The sequence below is a fragment of the Flavobacterium sp. genome, from assembly GCF_965277525.1.
In the GTDB taxonomy this organism is placed as follows: domain Bacteria; phylum Bacteroidota; class Bacteroidia; order Flavobacteriales; family Flavobacteriaceae; genus Flavobacterium.
Genome location: NZ_CBDIDC010000002.1, coordinates 911,829 through 929,627, shown reverse-complemented (window position 1 = coordinate 929,627; position 17,799 = coordinate 911,829). Strand labels below are relative to the sequence as shown.

Annotated in this window: 16 protein-coding genes and 1 pseudogene; 6 read left to right on the top strand and 11 right to left on the bottom strand. The window is 32.2% G+C overall.

What is annotated here, in order from left to right:
* Positions 1–66 precede the first annotated feature (66 nt).
* Positions 67–315, bottom strand: coding sequence for a hypothetical protein (locus ACQY44_RS06035; RefSeq protein ID WP_428229494.1), 249 nt, complete (start codon positions 313–315; stop codon positions 67–69).
* Between the two features lie 299 nt (positions 316–614).
* On the opposite strand from ACQY44_RS06035, the gene ACQY44_RS06030 reads away from it, so the two are divergent.
* The 3 genes from ACQY44_RS06030 (at position 615) to ACQY44_RS06020 (ending at position 2,456) form a co-directional block, all read left to right on the top strand.
* Positions 615–1,178, top strand: a complete 564-nt coding sequence (locus ACQY44_RS06030) for a Crp/Fnr family transcriptional regulator (RefSeq protein ID WP_428229493.1) — start codon at positions 615–617, stop codon at positions 1,176–1,178.
* Positions 1,179–1,352: 174 nt separating this feature from the next.
* Positions 1,353–1,742, top strand: coding sequence for a RidA family protein (locus tag ACQY44_RS06025; protein WP_428229618.1), 390 nt, complete (start codon positions 1,353–1,355; stop codon positions 1,740–1,742).
* A gap of 462 nt (positions 1,743–2,204) precedes the next feature.
* Complete coding sequence (locus tag ACQY44_RS06020; protein WP_428229492.1) at positions 2,205–2,456, top strand: hypothetical protein; 252 nt, start codon at positions 2,205–2,207, stop codon at positions 2,454–2,456.
* A gap of 28 nt (positions 2,457–2,484) precedes the next feature.
* Here ACQY44_RS06020 and ACQY44_RS06015 read toward each other — a convergent pair whose 3' ends face one another.
* Both ACQY44_RS06015 and ACQY44_RS06010 read right to left on the bottom strand, forming a co-directional pair.
* Positions 2,485–3,999, bottom strand: a complete 1,515-nt coding sequence (locus ACQY44_RS06015) for a glycosyl hydrolase family 32 (protein ID WP_428229491.1) — start codon at positions 3,997–3,999, stop codon at positions 2,485–2,487.
* A gap of 169 nt (positions 4,000–4,168) precedes the next feature.
* On the bottom strand, positions 4,169–6,349 hold the full coding sequence (locus ACQY44_RS06010; protein ID WP_428229490.1) for an HAD-IIB family hydrolase: 2,181 nt from the start codon (positions 6,347–6,349) through the stop codon (positions 4,169–4,171).
* A gap of 410 nt (positions 6,350–6,759) precedes the next feature.
* Here ACQY44_RS06010 and ACQY44_RS06005 point away from each other — a divergent pair, with 410 nt between their 5' ends.
* Both ACQY44_RS06005 and ACQY44_RS06000 read left to right on the top strand, forming a co-directional pair.
* The gene (locus tag ACQY44_RS06005) at positions 6,760–7,062 is read left to right on the top strand and encodes an ArsR/SmtB family transcription factor (RefSeq protein ID WP_428229489.1); all 303 of its coding nucleotides are present in this window, start codon (positions 6,760–6,762) and stop codon (positions 7,060–7,062) included.
* 61 nt (positions 7,063–7,123) lie between these two features.
* Positions 7,124–8,065, top strand: coding sequence for a proline dehydrogenase family protein (locus tag ACQY44_RS06000; protein WP_428229488.1), 942 nt, complete (start codon positions 7,124–7,126; stop codon positions 8,063–8,065).
* Between the two features lie 185 nt (positions 8,066–8,250).
* Here ACQY44_RS06000 and ACQY44_RS05995 read toward each other — a convergent pair whose 3' ends face one another.
* From ACQY44_RS05995 to ACQY44_RS05980, 4 genes are all read right to left on the bottom strand, one after another.
* On the bottom strand, positions 8,251–8,634 hold the full coding sequence (locus tag ACQY44_RS05995; protein WP_428229487.1) for a YegP family protein: 384 nt from the start codon (positions 8,632–8,634) through the stop codon (positions 8,251–8,253).
* 57 nt (positions 8,635–8,691) lie between these two features.
* Positions 8,692–10,206, bottom strand: coding sequence for a PAS domain-containing sensor histidine kinase (locus tag ACQY44_RS05990; RefSeq protein ID WP_428229486.1), 1,515 nt, complete (start codon positions 10,204–10,206; stop codon positions 8,692–8,694).
* 453 nt (positions 10,207–10,659) lie between these two features.
* A complete protein-coding gene (locus tag ACQY44_RS05985; protein WP_428229485.1) occupies positions 10,660–11,313 on the bottom strand; it encodes a response regulator transcription factor in 654 nt (217 codons plus the stop codon).
* 85 nt (positions 11,314–11,398) lie between these two features.
* A complete protein-coding gene (locus ACQY44_RS05980) occupies positions 11,399–13,150 on the bottom strand; it encodes a sensor histidine kinase (RefSeq protein ID WP_428229484.1) in 1,752 nt (583 codons plus the stop codon).
* An 815-nt stretch (positions 13,151–13,965) separates the two neighbouring features.
* On the opposite strand from ACQY44_RS05980, the gene ACQY44_RS05975 reads away from it, so the two are divergent.
* The gene (locus ACQY44_RS05975) at positions 13,966–14,472 is read left to right on the top strand and encodes a GNAT family N-acetyltransferase (RefSeq protein ID WP_428229483.1); all 507 of its coding nucleotides are present in this window, start codon (positions 13,966–13,968) and stop codon (positions 14,470–14,472) included.
* Between the two features lie 299 nt (positions 14,473–14,771).
* Here ACQY44_RS05975 and ACQY44_RS05970 read toward each other — a convergent pair whose 3' ends face one another.
* The 4 genes and pseudogenes from ACQY44_RS05970 to ACQY44_RS05955 form a co-directional block, all read right to left on the bottom strand.
* Complete coding sequence (locus ACQY44_RS05970) at positions 14,772–15,269, bottom strand: hypothetical protein (protein WP_428229482.1); 498 nt, start codon at positions 15,267–15,269, stop codon at positions 14,772–14,774.
* Positions 15,270–15,443: 174 nt separating this feature from the next.
* Entirely contained in the window at positions 15,444–15,797 is a 354-nt protein-coding gene (locus tag ACQY44_RS05965; protein ID WP_428229481.1) for a hypothetical protein, read from the bottom strand.
* Positions 15,798–15,943: 146 nt separating this feature from the next.
* Complete coding sequence (locus tag ACQY44_RS05960; protein ID WP_428229480.1) at positions 15,944–16,987, bottom strand: tetratricopeptide repeat protein; 1,044 nt, start codon at positions 16,985–16,987, stop codon at positions 15,944–15,946.
* A gap of 94 nt (positions 16,988–17,081) precedes the next feature.
* Positions 17,082–17,759, bottom strand: a pseudogene (locus ACQY44_RS05955) (IS1 family transposase).
* Positions 17,760–17,799: the final 40 nt, after the last annotated feature.

The window sequence follows — 17,799 nt, the reverse complement described above, 5'->3', positions numbered from 1 at the left end:
AAAATGGTTCTATTTTATTGATTGAAGCTACTACTACGCTGCATCGACTTTGTCCAATTTCAATTACTATCTGAAAATTGTTATCGTATCTGTTAGATTTTCTTTATAAATGAATGCTTTTATAAACTCCTGAACTTCATTAGTAGTTTCAGAAGGAGTAGCAAAAGAATTAATATGAAATTCATCGTCCTGATCAAGAATATGGATAATTTCAGTATATCCTTTAGAGATTAAACTCCCCTTTAATTTAATTATATTCAACTGTTGTTGACTATCCAACTCCTTACGAACTTTCAGTTTTATAGCTTTTTCCATTTTAAATATTTTTAAATTAATGACTAAGATTCATTATCAAATATAAATATTAATTAGTTAACAATCTTCATAAAAATGTCAGATAAAACATTATTTATCAACATAGTAATAAACATTACTTTATTAAATTGTTATTAATTTTACAAAAGCTCAATTGTTTAACCTGAAAATTTTACACACAGCGCCGCATTATCCCGTCTCTCGTTGTATTTGATTTGATTTTTCAATGATGACCTGAAAATTACTAACCGGAATAAAAAGGTCTCACTTATTAAAATTTCAATAACTTTGACCCTACTATGCAAGCCACCTTAAGAAAACATATAGAGAAAATAGTACCTCTGACTGATGACGAGTTTGCTTTTGTGTGTGCTCATTTTACAACTAAAAATTTTAAGAAACATCAATTTCTTATTCAGGAAGGCGATGCAGTAAAATATTCTTATTTTGTAATTTCCGGGCTTTTAAAATTGGTACATACGGATACGAAAGCAAAAGAACATGTGGTTTCTTTTGCTATGGAAGATTGGTGGGAAAGCGATTATTATGCCTTTTTTACCCAAACCAAAGCAACAATGTCATTAGAATGTCTTGAAGATACAGAAGTCCTTTGTTTTTCGCTCGAAGATTACAAAAAAATATGTGATGGGCTTCAAAAGATGCAACGCTTTTTTCTGGAGAAATCTAATTTTGGTTTTCTTGGGTCGCAACGCCGCATTATATCCTGGCAGACTTCTAACTCTAAAGAACGTTATGAACAATTTTTGAAACAATATCCTACGCTTACGCAACGTGTTTCTAAAAGTCTTATTGCTTCTTATCTTGGTATTTCCCGGGAAACTCTGAGCAGATTATCTTCTTAATGTGACATACCTCACTTTATATTTGTGAGATATGTCAAGACTCGATTCCAGGCTTTATTCACAACTTTGCAGTACAAATTTTAAACTGTAATCGTGAAAAAATCAGTAAACCTTTTAGCATTACTACTATTTACTATGATGCCTGTATTGGCACAAACTAAAAAAGCGAATCAAATGGAAAAAAGAGCAATTAATCCCTGGCAATGGCAGGATCAGCGCAGTTATGTGCAAGCTGTTGAAGTAAAAAATCCGTCAGGAACCTTATACGTTTCCGGACAAACTGCGATAAATGCCAATGGAATCTCCAGTAATGAGAACATGGAATCCCAAATAATCCTGGCTTTAAAAAATCTGGAACAAGTCATTACCGAAGCCGGATACGAACCTAAAGGAATTGTGCGATTAAACATTTATACTACAAACACTGAAGAACTTTGGCCACACTTTAATCTTATTCAGGATTGGGTTGCCCAACACGGCATCAGGCAAGCGACTACTTTATTGGAGGTAAAAAGCCTTTTTGAAACCTTAAAAGTTGAATTGGAAGCTACAGTCGTAAAATAATCCATTAAAAAATTATCCTAAAAAAAGCTGTGTTTTTTTCTTTAAGAGAACACAGCTTTTTTATTTTCTACTCTTTTTTTGTTATTTTTTTCGATCTTGATTACAGTAAATATTTCACATTTAAAGCTACAAAACAAACCTCTAAAACAGTTAAAAAAGCAAGTACTAATTGGTTTTAACGCCTTTTTTTAAAAGAAAAAAACGCTTCAAACGCCATTCTATTCTATTTTTAAACAAAAGAATTACAATACGTTACAACAAAAAAAGTGATTTTTAAGCAACCATATTTCAATTTTTTGAATTATATTTCAAAACTAAAAAGTCGATTACAACGTAATTATCTGAAACGATAGTCTTGTAATGAGATAAATTCAATTCACTTATTACGTTTTTGGAAAAATATTGAATTTTATCTTATTCCTGATTATCGTTATTTTTTATTAAATTTTAAGAAGACGAAGTGTGGACAAAATAAATGTACAAAGATTAAAAAAGACTTTAACTTATCTGGAAAGTAAACAGCGTGAACTGAAAAGAAATCACGAAAACGACACCCGAAGTATTGAATCCATGATAAAATATCTCAAAAAAGATATGCTGGAACAATTTAAACTCCACCATTACGACATCTATATCAAAGACGAAATCAATAATACGGAAACTTTTATTCAAAGTGTACAAAGCATTATAGATAGTAATTCTCATTCCGGTTAATGAGAATTACTATTTTTTTGCCCCATAATTAAGTGCTTTGGGTTATTTTATTAAATTCTTCAAGAGATTTAGTAGGATCTGCAGTCGCATATTCATTTTCAGGTTCCGGAATTACATGAATTTTTGAATCACTTAAAGATACGATGGCTGAACACACATATACTCCTATTTTGCCTTCACTGTATTTAAAGTCCAGTAATGTTAACTTAACAATTTCATTGATAGAAAGTTCATAATAATTTCCGTAACGAATGATTTTAAAATAAATCTCTTTATTGTCTACGATCTCAAATTGATTGGTTTGAATATTCTCAAAAACAAAATTGTTCTTGACATCTTTTTCGTTAAATCCCCATGCTCTAAACTGAACAAATCCATTTACAAAATCAATTGATATGTAATAGGCCGTTCCCTCATCATCACATTCGATGACAAAACCTGTTTTTCCCATTCCTTCAACGGCCAATGTGCCTTCCCAGACAAAATTAGCGGAAGGTTTTTCAAAACAAAAAACTTCATAACCACTTCGGCAGCCCAAACGCCATTTGCTATCATTTTCTAAAACAAAATTAGCCGAAGGATTGCCTAAAATAGGTGCCGGAACAGGCAAGTTTCTCTGGTGGATGGTTCTTTGATAAAGCGTTCTCCAGTGATGGTACGTTTTTAACAAGAGTCGGCCATTACTGTCTACATCCAACTGTTTTGGCGGCGGAATTACGCGAAGTGTATTGACATTTCCTCCAACAAAATAAAAATTATAGATCAAATAATATTCTCCATCCTTTACAATTCTTGCGGCATAATTGCCTTGTGGCATCAGGACATTGTTATGAAAAGCATGATATTCTCCTTTAAAATCAGGTGAAAACCAATAACGAACCTTAATATCTTCTCTTATTGAGCCTAGCAAATAGTGCATTCCTTTAATTTCGACCACGCAAGGACATTCGATATCATCATACACATATGCTATATGCAGAGGTTTTTGAAGAACAAAACCTTTTTCTCCCCTTTTTGCTACGCCAATGCAACCTCTCCTGTACGTTGGACCAACGGCACTTCGCGCACAGATGAGCAAATAATCTTCTCCTTCAAACTGATATTTATAAGGATCTCTAAAACTCAGCCATTCCCGCGGGTTATTATCCCTGCTTTCATAATACGGTGCCTCACTTCTTAAGGGCAAACCGTATTGATTTTCTTTTGTCCAATGAATTAAATCAGGAGAAACTGCCCTTCCTACCTTTTGCGTAATCCCTTTGTCCTGACGTTTTAGACCGGTATAGTACATTTCGTAACCTTCTCCTTCAGAGTTTTTACTCACATGCATCGTCCATAACATATCGTCATCCCATTCTCCGGGATCTCCTACAAACAATGCATTTTTTACTCTTCTCCAGGAAAGACCATCTTTTGATATGGCATGTGCAATATAATCGTGATTTGGAATTATCAGATGAAACAAATGATGCACACCGTTTTCATCTATAAATACATCTACGTCGCCTATTTCCCAATTACTAAACCCTGAACCTGAATACATACTACTTACTTTATTTTATTTAATTTGTTGAGAGTCATTTTTCTAACACATAGAAACACAGATTTTATAGTTTTAAAAAGAATATAAAAAGTATTTAAATAAATGAAATACCTCTTTTTAAGTCGCCAGAAGCTATGTTTCTATGTCTTAAAATTCAACTTAACAAATATTACTTAATTATTTTATAATGTTTTAACCCTTCTAAAATTCCTTCAGAGGCAGCACTTTTAGCCACATAAATGCTTTTTGTTGTTTCATATTCCGCCAATTCCGCACTACGGTTTCCTACGATAATTCCTTTAACAGAACCTCTGAACATATCGATATCATTGCCGGAATCACCCGCTGCAATTACATTGGATAACGGAATCGCCCATTTACGGCATAAAAATTTAATGGCATTTCCTTTTGAAGCTCTTTTGGGAATAAAATCAATAAACTCACCATGACTCGGGATGATGTTTACTTTGTACCAGCCAGTGCCCAAAACCTCAATTAATTGGTCACGATCGTATTTTTCCTTGTCATAATAATAGGAGATTTTATACGGATTTTGCGCTTCTTCTTCCTGTAATCTAAGCCACGGAACTTCTTTGAGGCGGTTGACAATATCTTCTCTTTTCCATCGTCCCGCCAGAAATGTAGCCCAGCCTTTGTCTAAAATATAATCTTTACCGTTTGTATAATAAATCTCGGTTCCGACAGAGCAAATAATAAAGTCCGGTAAAGGAAATTGTTCCTCTTCTATGACTTTTTTAACCAGCGCCAGATTTCTTCCTGATGCCAGTGCAAAAGCCATTTTCTCTGTACGGTTAATCAAATGCTCTTTTAATTGTTTTAGTCCCGGATTTTTTAGCTTCGGTTCAATCAACGTCCCGTCAATGTCTGAAACAAACAAATGTTCGACTTTTCTTTTCAGTCTTTCGATATTGATATTGGGGTAATGTTGCTTTTTGATTCCTGAACCGGACGACAATGATAAGTTTTCATTGACCAATTCGACATATTGATTGACGTGACTTAACCAACTATAATGCTTTTGAATATTAATGGCGCCATTATTAGAGTAATACTTCCATTGATTTTCATTGGTCAAAATATTACGTAATGCTTTTTTGATTTCATTTTCATCCAGCGGGTCTACTAATTCCCCGTTCTGGCAAGTAGGAATAATTTCTGATGGTCCGCCGTTTTTAGTCACTACAACAGGCAAACCTGAGCTTGCTGATTCAATGACTGTTAGTCCGAAATTTTCATGCAAAGCCAGATTGACAAATACACCTCTTTTTTCGGCAGCATAACGATAAATAATCGAAACCTCATTTTCTACATCATGCTTCTTCGGAATGGCCATTTTTCCGTACAAATCGTATTTGTCCATCAATAGCAATAAATCAGTCAGAACATCTTTTTCAGATTCCGGCATTTTCGAAATATCTTTTCTGATTCCTGCAAAAATGACCAGATTGGCAATACTTTGCAGTTCCTTGTCTTTGCCGTAAACTTCAATTAGTGTATGGAGATTTTTATGGCGGTCCGGCCGCGAAAGTGCCAAAATAAAAGGCTTGTGCGGATTTATTAAAAATTTAGAAATGGTTTCTGCTACCCAATATTTCCTTTGTTCCTCTTCCATCTGTTTCTCAGCATCCTGTTCTCGATGATAATACGGAACAAATTTACTGGTATCAATTCCGGGAGAAATGGCATGGTATTTTCCTAATTCAAAATTTTTATAAGGTTTGTAGGTTTCAATTTCCTGCTCTGTAGAGGTAACAATAAATTCTGACAATTCGAGTGTCATTTCCTCGGCCTCAATTCTTTGTCTGAACTTAAATTTCTTTTCGATTTCTTCTTCATTTAAACCACTTTCGAGCAGTTTTTTCTTTTTGTGAAAACCTAAAGAATGTCCGGTATGCGCAAACGGAATGTTTAATATGGTAGATAATTCACTGGCAACATAACCGGCGTCTGCGTAATGAGAGTGAATCCAATTTGGGAATATATCGTGAAGTTTAATATGCTGGACAATTCCGTCTACAAAAGTGTCCAAACCGTCCCATAATTGTTCTTTGGGCTTGTATTTTTTTCCTAAAAAAGGAATTCGTCTTATGTCTAGTTTTTCATTAATGATTTCGATAGGTACTGCGTATTCAGGAGAAAGATTTTTATCATCTATTAATCTTGTAAATATATGAACATGTTCTACATCCTCATGTTGTGATAAAAACTCAGCAAGTTCATATACATATTTAGTTTGTCCGCCATTATCAGCATCTCTACCAATCTCTAAACCTGAACCTTTCAGTAGTCCATGAATGTTGATTAATGAAATTCGTAATTTTGTCTTCATTGTTTTTATTTATTAGAATTTTTAAGGTACGAAAAATCGAGCAGTCTCTCCCAAACTCTTCCAAAAAATAACAGGATTATTAACATTTAAATGCTGAACTGTAAGAATCATAGTGATCGAAAACTGTATTTTAACTTTTACAAAAAACAGCTGAATTAAGGTTACTACTTATTTAATTCTAAATTAAAAGATACTACCATTATCCTCAAAAACACTTCTTCTAAGTGAAAACAGCTATTTTACCTCTCTATCATTTTTATAGAGTTCCGGAAAGATTATGAACGCTGACTGGATTTTATTTTTAGTCTGAAGCAGAGGATTCAATTGACCTTTTCCAGCGTAGTAAAAATTATTGCAAATAAAATTCCTCAAATCGATATATTTCGATATGTAGTTTTTATATTTGTACTATGGATACTATCGCAATAAATAAAGTCTTGTCCAGCCAGGTTCGTGTAGATATACTAAACTGGCTTAAAAAACCGGAAGACCACTTTCCGAAACAGGTCAATGTTCCTGATTTTAGTGATGGCGTCTGTGTATGTCACATACAGGACAAAACAGGTTTATCGCAGTCGACAATTTCCCATTATTTAATGATGTTGCACAAAATAGATTTCCTGATTGCTACCAGACACGGAAAATGGACGTACTATAGAAGGAATGAAGATGAAATCTTACACTACATTCATACATTGTCTGACAGTCTTTGATTTCTTTTAATCTCAATAGCCCTAATTTGAACTTTTTTCTTATCAATACTAAACACTAAATATGGAACAGGATTTATTATTAATGGGTGCAAATGCTTTAAGAAAAGCAGCCTTAAATGAGCAGGCAAAAGAATATATTCTTTCAAATGAAGTCTTATTCAACACCATTAAAAAAGCAGCAGACCGCTATATTGGTGGAGAAACATTAGAAGAAACCATTGTTAAAGTCAAAGAACAAAATACGAAGGGATTTAAAACTTCTATAGAGTTCATGGGCGAAAATACACTCACTGAAAAAGAAGCAATTGCTGCAACTGATGAGTTTATTAGGATCGCACAGGAAATCCAAAATCAAAAACTGCATTCTACTTTTTCCCTTGATCTTTCGCATATCGGCTTATCGATATCAAGAGACCTGTGCTTAAATAATCTGAATTTAATATGTCAGGAAGCTGAAAAACAGAATATAGAGGTAACAATCAGTGCAGAAAATGTCGAAATAACCGATGCTGTTATCGAGGTATATAAAACGGCTTCTAAAACCTATGAAAATGTTTCGATTACGCTTCAGGCTTATTTGCATCGGTCAAAAGATGACTTTGAAGATCTGATTCAGCAAAAAGGAAGAATCAGAATGGTAAAAGGTGCTTTTGAAACTCCCAAAGACGTTTCTATTCCAAGAGGTGCAGCACTCGATGAGCGTTATTTGTATTATGTCGATCAACTGTTGTCAAGAAAACACAGCTGCGCTATCGCAACCCATCACGATCTCATTCAGAAAGAAGTGGTTGCTATGCTTGAACATTATAAACCTGACAAAAATTTGTATGAATTTGAAAGTTTATACGGGATTCAAAATGAGCAATTAGCGCGATTGAAAGACCAGGGTTATCCAGCCAAATTATACTTTGTCTATGGTAAAGAATGGTATTTATACCTGTGCAACAGAATTGCTGAATATCCTTTGAATATCTTTCAGGCATTAAATGATATTGTCAGTTAATATTTTTTGTTTCTATTTTATACAAAACCCGGTAAATTGACTTTACCGGATTTTGGCTTTTAAGATACTTAATACTGCTATTCCTGAATTTTTAATTTTTTAGCTCTTACTAACCCCAGGTCAGGAATCCTGCAACGGCCTCCATGATCATTATGCATTGCAAAAAAGAAAAAAAAAGAGTTGATTTATAGATTCATTTCAGCGATTGCCCTGCTATAAATTTTGGGTTCCTTTCTGCTATTAGACCGGTCTTCGATTATGGCTTCCTGAGCATTTGATTTGAATAAATCCATTTCCGCATCACAGGAAAGCTTGTCTTCAAACATTTTACTGTTGGCGATAATTTTTCCGTTGAACGCTTTTATATTAAAGTATCTTTTAGAGCTTTGAGATGTTTTTCTATTAAACTTTGTGTTGTCCTGCGAGTTGAGTTTTACGGATTCTATTCCTTTTATACACATAAATTTTCTGGTGTATTCTCCGCTGCTCAGAATAACTTCTCCCTTATTATTTATGAAATCAAATTGATATTCTCCATTTGCATTTTTATTTATTACAAATTTTTCCATTCTAAAAATTAATTATTTATGTAACCTGATATTAAATTATAGTGTAAACGATCGTTTTTAATCCTTAAAAATGATCTTAAATGTGGTTCCTTTTCCTACCTGACTTTCCACTGTAACACTTCCGTTCATCGACTCGATCTGATTTTTTGTAATGTACAGGCCAATGCCATTTGCTTTCTCATGTTTATGAAATGTTTTGTACATCCCAAATAATAAATGCCCGTATTTTTCGAGATCAATCCCTAATCCATTGTCTTTTATCGTCAATACTTTTTTGTCGTTTTCGAGGAAAAAGTTGAATTCAATTATTAAAAATTTATCCGGATTGGCATACTTTATGGCGTTTGTACATAAATTTTGCAAGACACTTTCGAGATAAGCCGGATTAAAATTAATTGTCGCTTCAGCAGGAATATTGTTTATAATGGTAGCATTGTTTCTATAACTGTAAGCACTAACGATATTAAGTACCCTGCTCAAATATGTGTTGAGATTCAGGGACTCTACTACAATCCCTGCATTGTTCTGAATGTTAACGATCTGAGACAAATCTTCAATGGTCTTGTTGAGATCATTAGAAACTGTGCGAAGGTATTTCATCGTTTCGCGTTTATCAGCAAAATTTTCTTCGAGATCAATCATATCCAGAAGCAATTTGAAATTTCCTGCATGCGAGTTTAAATTATGAGATACGATGTGCGAGAAATTCAACAGCCTGTTATTTTTTTCGCTGTACAACTCCATTTTTTTCATCAGTTCCAGCTCTTTTTCCTTTTGTGAAGAAACATCAGTATGGGTTCCTATAACTTTTAACGGGTTGCCGTTTGCATCACGGGTGATCACTTTTCCCCTGCTTAAAATCCATTTGTATTTTTTATTGGGGGTCAATATCCTATGAAAATTTTCGTAGAAAGACGTTTTATTTTCAAAATGATCGTTAAGAGCTTTGTAATATTTCTCAAGATCATCCGGATGCACAATTTCATTCCAGCGTTCCGGTGCATCCAGGTTTTTTGTAGCATCGAGTTCCAGTATTTTTAAGGATTGTGGAGAATAATATACAGTATTCGCTTTCATGTCCCAGTCCCAAACACCTGAAGTCGAAGTTTCCATCGCAAATTTAAAACGCTCTTCTGAAATCCTAAGTTTCAGTTCCTGGTCTTTAAAATCTGTAATATCCCTTATTCTTCCATATAATGCAGCACTTCCGTCGCTATTTGTTTCTCTTTTTGAAGTAATGTTAAACCAGCATAATCCTTTCGTAGGCAATTGTGCCCTAAAAATGACGTTCCATTTATTTCCTTTTTTGATCGCATCAATCAAAGACTGCTTAACCCGATTTTTATCTTCCTGATGAATTTGTTTGTAGACGGAAAGTATTGTATTAGGGAACATATCCTCCTGCAGGATTTCGAACATTTCGTACGCATAGTCATTTATAAAAGGCATCTTATAATCATTATGTTCTGAAATGGTTAGAACGAAAAAGGCATCCTGAATTTCATCAAATAATTTAGATTGTAACAAGTCGGTATTTGTTTTCTTTTTTGTTTTATAAAAATCGAATTCCATACTCTTATTTTTTAATAACATTCTTTCTTTTATCACTTCTTATACTTCTAAATTTCCATTCTGTTTTAAAAATTAAATTTCGTTGATCAGACGGCCATCTTCTAAAAATAAAAATTGACCTGCATTGCATAAATCCAAAAACACAAACAAAAGCCGTCTGTAACAACAAAAAGATTATTCTTAAATCAGGAAATTCAGCATTAATAGTATTATTATTCAATACGTTATTTGCCAACCTTTGCTCCTTCTCTCTTCCTGACATTACAAAAGTACTCGCAATACAATCAATCCTTTATAGAATTAGGTACGGTCTTCTGTAGAATTATTTCTACAGGAAATACACTACAATTTCTATAGTTTATTCAAAAAAAAACAGGAACCCATAAGTTCCTGTTTTTAGATACAATGCTTTAAAGAAATAGCTACTTCCTGTTTGGCTTCCACCCCATTCCATTATTCATCATAATACAATTGGAAAAACTTAATCAGATCAGCTAAATTATCAATTTCCAGCTTTTCGAAAATCCTGTTTTTATAGGTACTTACTGTCGTTTTCTTGATGTTCAGAAGTTCTAATATTTCCAGATTACCATAGCCTTTAATCAAGAGCTGCGCCACTTCGATCTCTCTGTTAGACAATAGATCCAATGGGTTGGTAGGCCTCTTTGAAATATAAGAATCCAAAATTCTGTCTTTAATATTCTGCGTAATGTATTTTCCTGATGCAATCATTGAATTGATCGCGTTTTTCATTTCATCTTCTGAGGTTTCCTTATTGAGATATCCGGAAGCACCGGCATTCAAATACCGCATGGCATAAATATTTTCATCATAAGCCGAAAATATTAATATTTTAATGTCTGGCTGAATGGTCTTTATTTCTGCTATCACATTGATACTGTTCCCGTCAGGAAAATTGACGTCTAATATGAGTAAATCGACTTTTACTTTTTTCAGAATTTCAAATGTCTCTTTAAAATTTCCTGCTTTATAAATTTGGGCATTCAAAAATAACTCTTTGATCATCAGAGAAACGCCTTGCCTTACCACACTGTGATCATCGGCAACTAAAAAAGCATAGTTGTTGGATGGTGATTTCATTTTCATAAATTAAAATTATTACAACTCTCTTCTCTAATTAATTCCTGTTTATAAGATTGTAAAATGCAAAAAAATGATGCTTTTTGATACTTTAAACTAAACTTAATATCAGGTTAAATATAATCTTTGTGCCTTTGCCTTCCTGACTTTGAACATTAATTTTTCCTCCAAATAGCTCCACTATTTCCTTACACAAATTGAGTCCCAGACCTACTCCAAGATCATTTACTTTTCCTGACACAGTTCCCTGATAATAAAGCTCAAATATGTTTTTTAAATCATTTTCTGCAATACCGGTTCCGTTATCCTGAATCTCCACTTTTAAGTTGGCTTGTTTTGCTGACGTTTTTTCAAGATCAATTGCAATTGATATTAATCCTTCTTTCGTAAACTTATTGGCGTTACCAATAAGGTTATAAAAAAGCTGATGTATTTTTGTGGCATCAGCATACACTTCAAAATCTGAAAGCAAATTAGAACTTACTTCTATTTTATTTCCCTGGCTTTCTACCAGTGAAGTCATCGAATAAATAATCTGATTGATTTCTTCTTTTAAAGGAAAATTGTTGCTCTTTAATCTTGGGGAATAATTTTCATCCTTAGAATATTCTAAAATCTGATTCGCCAAAAGAAGCAGCGAATTTGTTGTAAACTGAATCGATTTAAAAGTGTCTTTGATTTCAGGATCTTTGATCGATGCACTTATCATTTTACTGTAGATCGAAATTATGCTCAGCGGTGACCTGATTTCATGACTGATCATCCCCATAATCCTGTTTTTAAAGTTTAAGCTCTCGCGTATTTTAAGCTGTGCAATTGTTAATCTTTTCTCATATTGAAAAGCCATTCTCGTAAAACTAAAAAGGACAATCGAGATCACAAACATCAGGATGATCAGAATGGCAATTGTATAACTCCTGACCGCTTTGTCAGAATTGTATTGGTTCAGCAACTGCTTTTGGGTATCATCCTGAAGCGTTTTTAAAGATTTACCGTAATTGGGCATTATTTCAGCTTCTAAATCCAGTAATTTACTATTCAGTTCTACTAATTTTGAGTCCTGATCTTTTAAACTTGTAAACGATTTTTTTAAATTTTGAAATTGATTTTCATAATATTTATTGGTCGTATTAAACATATTGGCAAATTGATCTTCGATACTTCCGGAGACCACTTTGTTGTTATATTTCATAGTCACCGTTATCTTTAGCTGCTCTTTCTGCACATCCATTTTTCCGGCCAATGCATTGCCTAATCTTGTAAACAATCCCTTTTTCGAAACACTGTCGACCTTGATATAAGAATCTGTTTTGATACTGTCTAAAATCTTCTTGTACTGAAACTTATTTAGTTTAAAGGGTTTTGCAGTCCTGTTTTTGTCCAGGTTAATCTGCGTTTCGATTATCGAATCGATATCTGATTTTAAAGATTGTATGGTCTGTTCTGATTGGTACTTTTCTTTGAGAATCTTCATAAACGCGATATTATCGCTGGTAATTAGGCTCAGGCTGTCAATCAGACGGCTTATTTCGTTTAGCGACGTATTATACTTATCCAGGGATCCCTGGTCTTTTTGGATTTTATACGTATTAAAACTCCTTTGGGAATCCAGAAACGAATGGTTGATCTTACCTGTAAAATGTGCTATTTTATTCAGCGAATTCATTGAATCCAAAGCCTTAGACATTTCAGATTCATTAGAAGATTGATTGTACCAAATGATTACAACCACTACTTGCAAAAAAATAACGCAGGCTATTAAAGTATAATGAATTATTTTTCTCTGTTTGAATTTTAGTTTCAGGAAACTAAAAGTATTATTCAATAAATGCTTTTTGATCAAAATTGCTACTTTTAAAATGATAAAAAATAAGGAGGAAAGAACAAAATCAATGACTCCTATAATTGTTTTTAAGTAGGTTCTGAAGTATTATCACGAATGATGTACTACATTTTGAATAAATATTATGTTTAGATTTTAATGCGTATGACGTATTAAAATCTAATGTCGGTAAAAGTTATCAGGAGTCTAAAAATAAACTTCATTTAAATAAAAAACAGCAAAGCGCAGCGCTTGCGAATTCAACTCTAACTATAACGACAACAAATATTTAAAAGAGATTTGGGGGGATTCTTTTAATTTCTTGTATTTGTCTTAAACAATCTACATATTTTATTCCGATTTTAGAATAGCGGTGTGGCTTTTATTTCTTAACAAGTTGCAAAAGTAGCTAGCGCAGCTTTAATACCGTGTAGAACATTGTAAAACCATTTGTAGAACTTGTTCTACAAAATAAACACTCTTTTTATGACTCAATTTTTCTAAAACCAGGAATGTAACAGCATGCAAAAATAGTTAAGTTGACCGATAAAACAATTGCATTAGGATTTTATCTAATAATCCGGCATTTCAGGTCCTCTTTAAAATTCTCAAAAAGAATCCTGTACGCTTGAATAATTTTATTCCCATCCTTAATTTGGCTTTTATTATGGGGTACCCATCTTACTTTATTTACCTATTTTAAATTCATAAGAAAGTTTGTTCTGCTTGTTTATTTTCTCTAAATTCGATTGCATTTACAAAGAAAAATTCTGCTATTGCTTTTAGCAAAAAAGTTTAAAAACTTCTAAACTACTTACCTTAATTAGCTCTAATCCATGTCTACCCTTTACCAAAGTCCCAAAATAATTATTCGCCAATTTTTACCGCAGGAACAACAAATTTTTTTAGCTCTTTTTGAAGATCATCAGGTTACACAATACCTTCCTAATACTTCGCCGGAAAGGTATGCAGAGATGTTTACTGAATTGCTTGAAAATTATGAAAAGAAAAATCTTAGTCGATGGGCAATCTTCGATACTACAAATAATAACTTTATCGGAATGTGTGTTGCCCGTATTTTTGCATACAACACTCACCAAATAGAAATTGGATATGTACTTAGGAGGGCATATTGGGGAAAAGGCATTGCTACAGAAGTGTGCAAAGCTATGACTCAATATAGTTTTGCGAATACCAATACGAAAGAAGTGGTAGCAATAACAGATCTTAGCAACAGTGGATCACAAAATGTGTTGCAAAAAGCCGGTTTTCAACGATTAAATAATTTAATGAGAAATGAAGAAGAACTGGCCTATTTTAAGATAGAAAGATCATTGGTCTGAAGCTTGTATTACCACTTTTTTTCTACTTATAGAATATTTTGAATTTCCCTTAGAAGCGTGAATTTCGCCTCAGCAAGGGGAAATGTAGAGCTATTTTAGGATTAAGTCTAAATATGTAAACTTTTTTCAGGACGAGACCGGGTGCGTTCTTGCAGAAAAAATAAGCCGATAATTAAAGATTATAAAACAATAAACCTCGCCAGTTGGCGAGGTCCTCTTAAGTTTATTCTTTGTCGATTTACTTTGCGCCACACGAAAGGATTCGTGCGGGAGCGGGGGGGATATTTTTTACCACTTGCCTACCAAAAACTAACAACGCTAAATTTCCATTCTTTGTTTCTAAAAATAATTAAAAAAGTTTCAATTATGGAAATTAAACCCAGAAAAAAACATAAACTTTTAAATCCATGAGTACTATTTAGTATAATTTCAACTTGATACAAAAAAAATGTAAAAATCCAAATCTTACTTAAATATAAGCTCGTTACCGAAACATTTTTATATTTAATATAATTATATAATAAAACAAATACTTTGAGGACTAAAAGTATTAAAAATGAATCTAAAAGAGCAGTAAAGCTTATTTTCTTTAAAATTGTAATAAGCAAAAACATTATTATCCAAAAAAAATAATTTGAAAATGTATCATATGTATTTTCAGTTGTTTTATAATTTAAAACTAGACCAATGAACAATAAAAATGCAATAACAAAATCAGAATCAGTAAATTCAATTAAGTTAAAAGATATAATTGCCGTAATAATTATTAAAAATAATCTAAAAAATGAATTTCTCATATTTAAACTCTATTAGTTAGCTCTTGTAGGCTTTAGTTGATTATCAATTCTTACCCCTGACTATCCTAAATGTTGATATTAGCGCAACGCCAATTTGTTATTTGTTTTAATTTTCTTTACCGATATTCTTTGCACCACACGAAAGCATTCGTACGAGCAGCGGGAGAAAAATTATTAATGATTTGGTATTAAATCTAAATTAATGATAACTTCATTATTAATTATCTCATCTGATTTAAAACCAATCTTATATCCATTATTACATGCTTTGATTTCAAAAAAAGTGCCTTTTTCAAAATTATATTTATAATGACCATCTTTATTTGTAGTAACGATTATTGAATCTTTACCCGTATAGCTGCCATCGGGTGTTTTACCATAATTCCAGCAAACAATTGAAACCTTAACATTTTCAAGCGGCTTTTTAGATATACTATCTGCAATCGTTCCATGAATTCGAACATTTTGTACGTCATTATAACAAGATGTAAATACAAAAATGCTAATTATTAACATCAAATATTTCATTTTAATTTCTTTTTAACTGTTGAATTAATAACTAAAAATCAAAGACATTTACGCAGCAGCACACTTTGCGAAACTGAGGGTTAATACATTTTTTTTAATAAAATTAATTCCTAATCTCTGCATTATTAAATAGTTCTGTTTTCTTATCAATTGCAATGCTCGAGAAATAATTGTTTTGCATTTAATTGACCCAACATCGAAATTTCCAACCATACTTGGCAGGCATTTTGTTTATCCTCAGATTCAAAATATACTGCAGCTTTATTATATAATGCATCTATGTTTTTATAATCAAGATTGTATGATTCTGTAAAATATATAATGGCATCTGAGTATCTCTTTTCAGCGTAAGCGACTAATGCTTTATTAAAATAATCCGAGGATTTTCGAATGTCTTCCATTTTTATTCCATAAATCCTTTCAAATTCAGTTAAATCTCTTGTAAAAAAGGCTACTGAAATTCCCCAAGATCTTTTTGTAATTTCACTTTTCAAAACAAAAGGAATTTCAATGGATTCATAACCTTGAAAGTCTTTTAGATTCCATTTTTCAAAGGAATGATCAATAATTTTTTTTACTATTCTTATCCTTGAAGAATCATTTTGTGTCGAAAACGTTATAGCCGTCTTTACTTTTTTTTGTTCAGGATAAATTTTAAAAGTTCCTACCAATTCAAAATTTGAATAATTATTTTTGAAGGCTTTATTTAAATCTATTTCAATCGTTGCGTTAGTTTTTGGTGTGAATAATTTTGAAGCGATTATATTTTTTTTGTTTTTATTCTCTTCTTTAAACTTTGCTAGTACAACTTCCTGTTTACTAAAATATAATCTCTTGAGCTGATCATCTGCTAAGCCATCAATTTTTTCGCTTAGTATCAAGGAATCACTATTAACTTTTTCAATAATAAATCCAGCATATTGGGAGGTTTTTATCAAATTATTAATCAATTTAAAATCTAAACAGCTTTCATTAGTTCTATGGATAGGACTTGAATTAATACATAGCCTATTTTGATCAATTCGATACTCTGTATAAGCAGAATCTTCTACAAATCGATCAAAAAGATCACTGCCATCTTTCATTTTTATTTTATTTTTTATCCAATATCCCTGTATTTCTGAAAGCTTAATCTGTCCATAATTATTAGAAAAAAAAGTTAGGGCTATAATCAAAAAAATGTTTTTCATTTTGCATTTATACTTGTTATATCGATTTTATTTTTTAGAATAAATATTTTAAGTTAAAGAGCATTTTTAAAGGATAAACTTACTATTTTATTACTCAAATCCAAAAATAAATCTTTAAAACTGCTAGAAAAACTATTAAACTTTTACTGAAGCATATTGTCCTGCGGTTGAGTCGTTTCAGATGAGTCCTGAGTGTCAGATTCTTCCTTTCAATATGGTTTGTCCCGAAACGTTTTACCGAATGCAATTTCTCATCAATCAAATATCTTTAGTTTTTTAATCTGTCCGTAAATATCTTTTTAGCTTCAGATAATTTTAAAGTTTCCAGAACACGGTTAAGCGTTTCATTGTTTCGTTTCCCAACGTTAAAGCTTACGACAGTTTTAGAATTCTTTTCCAATGCATAAACCAGCCAGATAAAATTTCTTTTGTGTTTGATATAAGTGCACATTTCATCTACTTCATAGGTTTTTCCTTTACTGATAATTGGTTGTTGAATTTTTCGAGCAATTGATACAATCCTTTTTAATAATGTTGTGGTTGAAATTTTTAATATTCTTGCTGTGCTTCTTATTCCTAAACCTTCTTTTGTTAATTGAATTATATTTCCATCAATATAAGGTTTGTAAGCTTGATAAGTATAATTTTCAATTCTTGTTTTCCTGCAAAGCTTACAAATATATCTTTGATTACCTGACTTTGTTTTTCCATATTTTATCATGTTTTTAATTTCACCAACACATCTGTAACACTTAGTCGAGTTTAAGCCCATTTTTTTCGATTTAAGACATTATAAAATAAAAAAAACAACC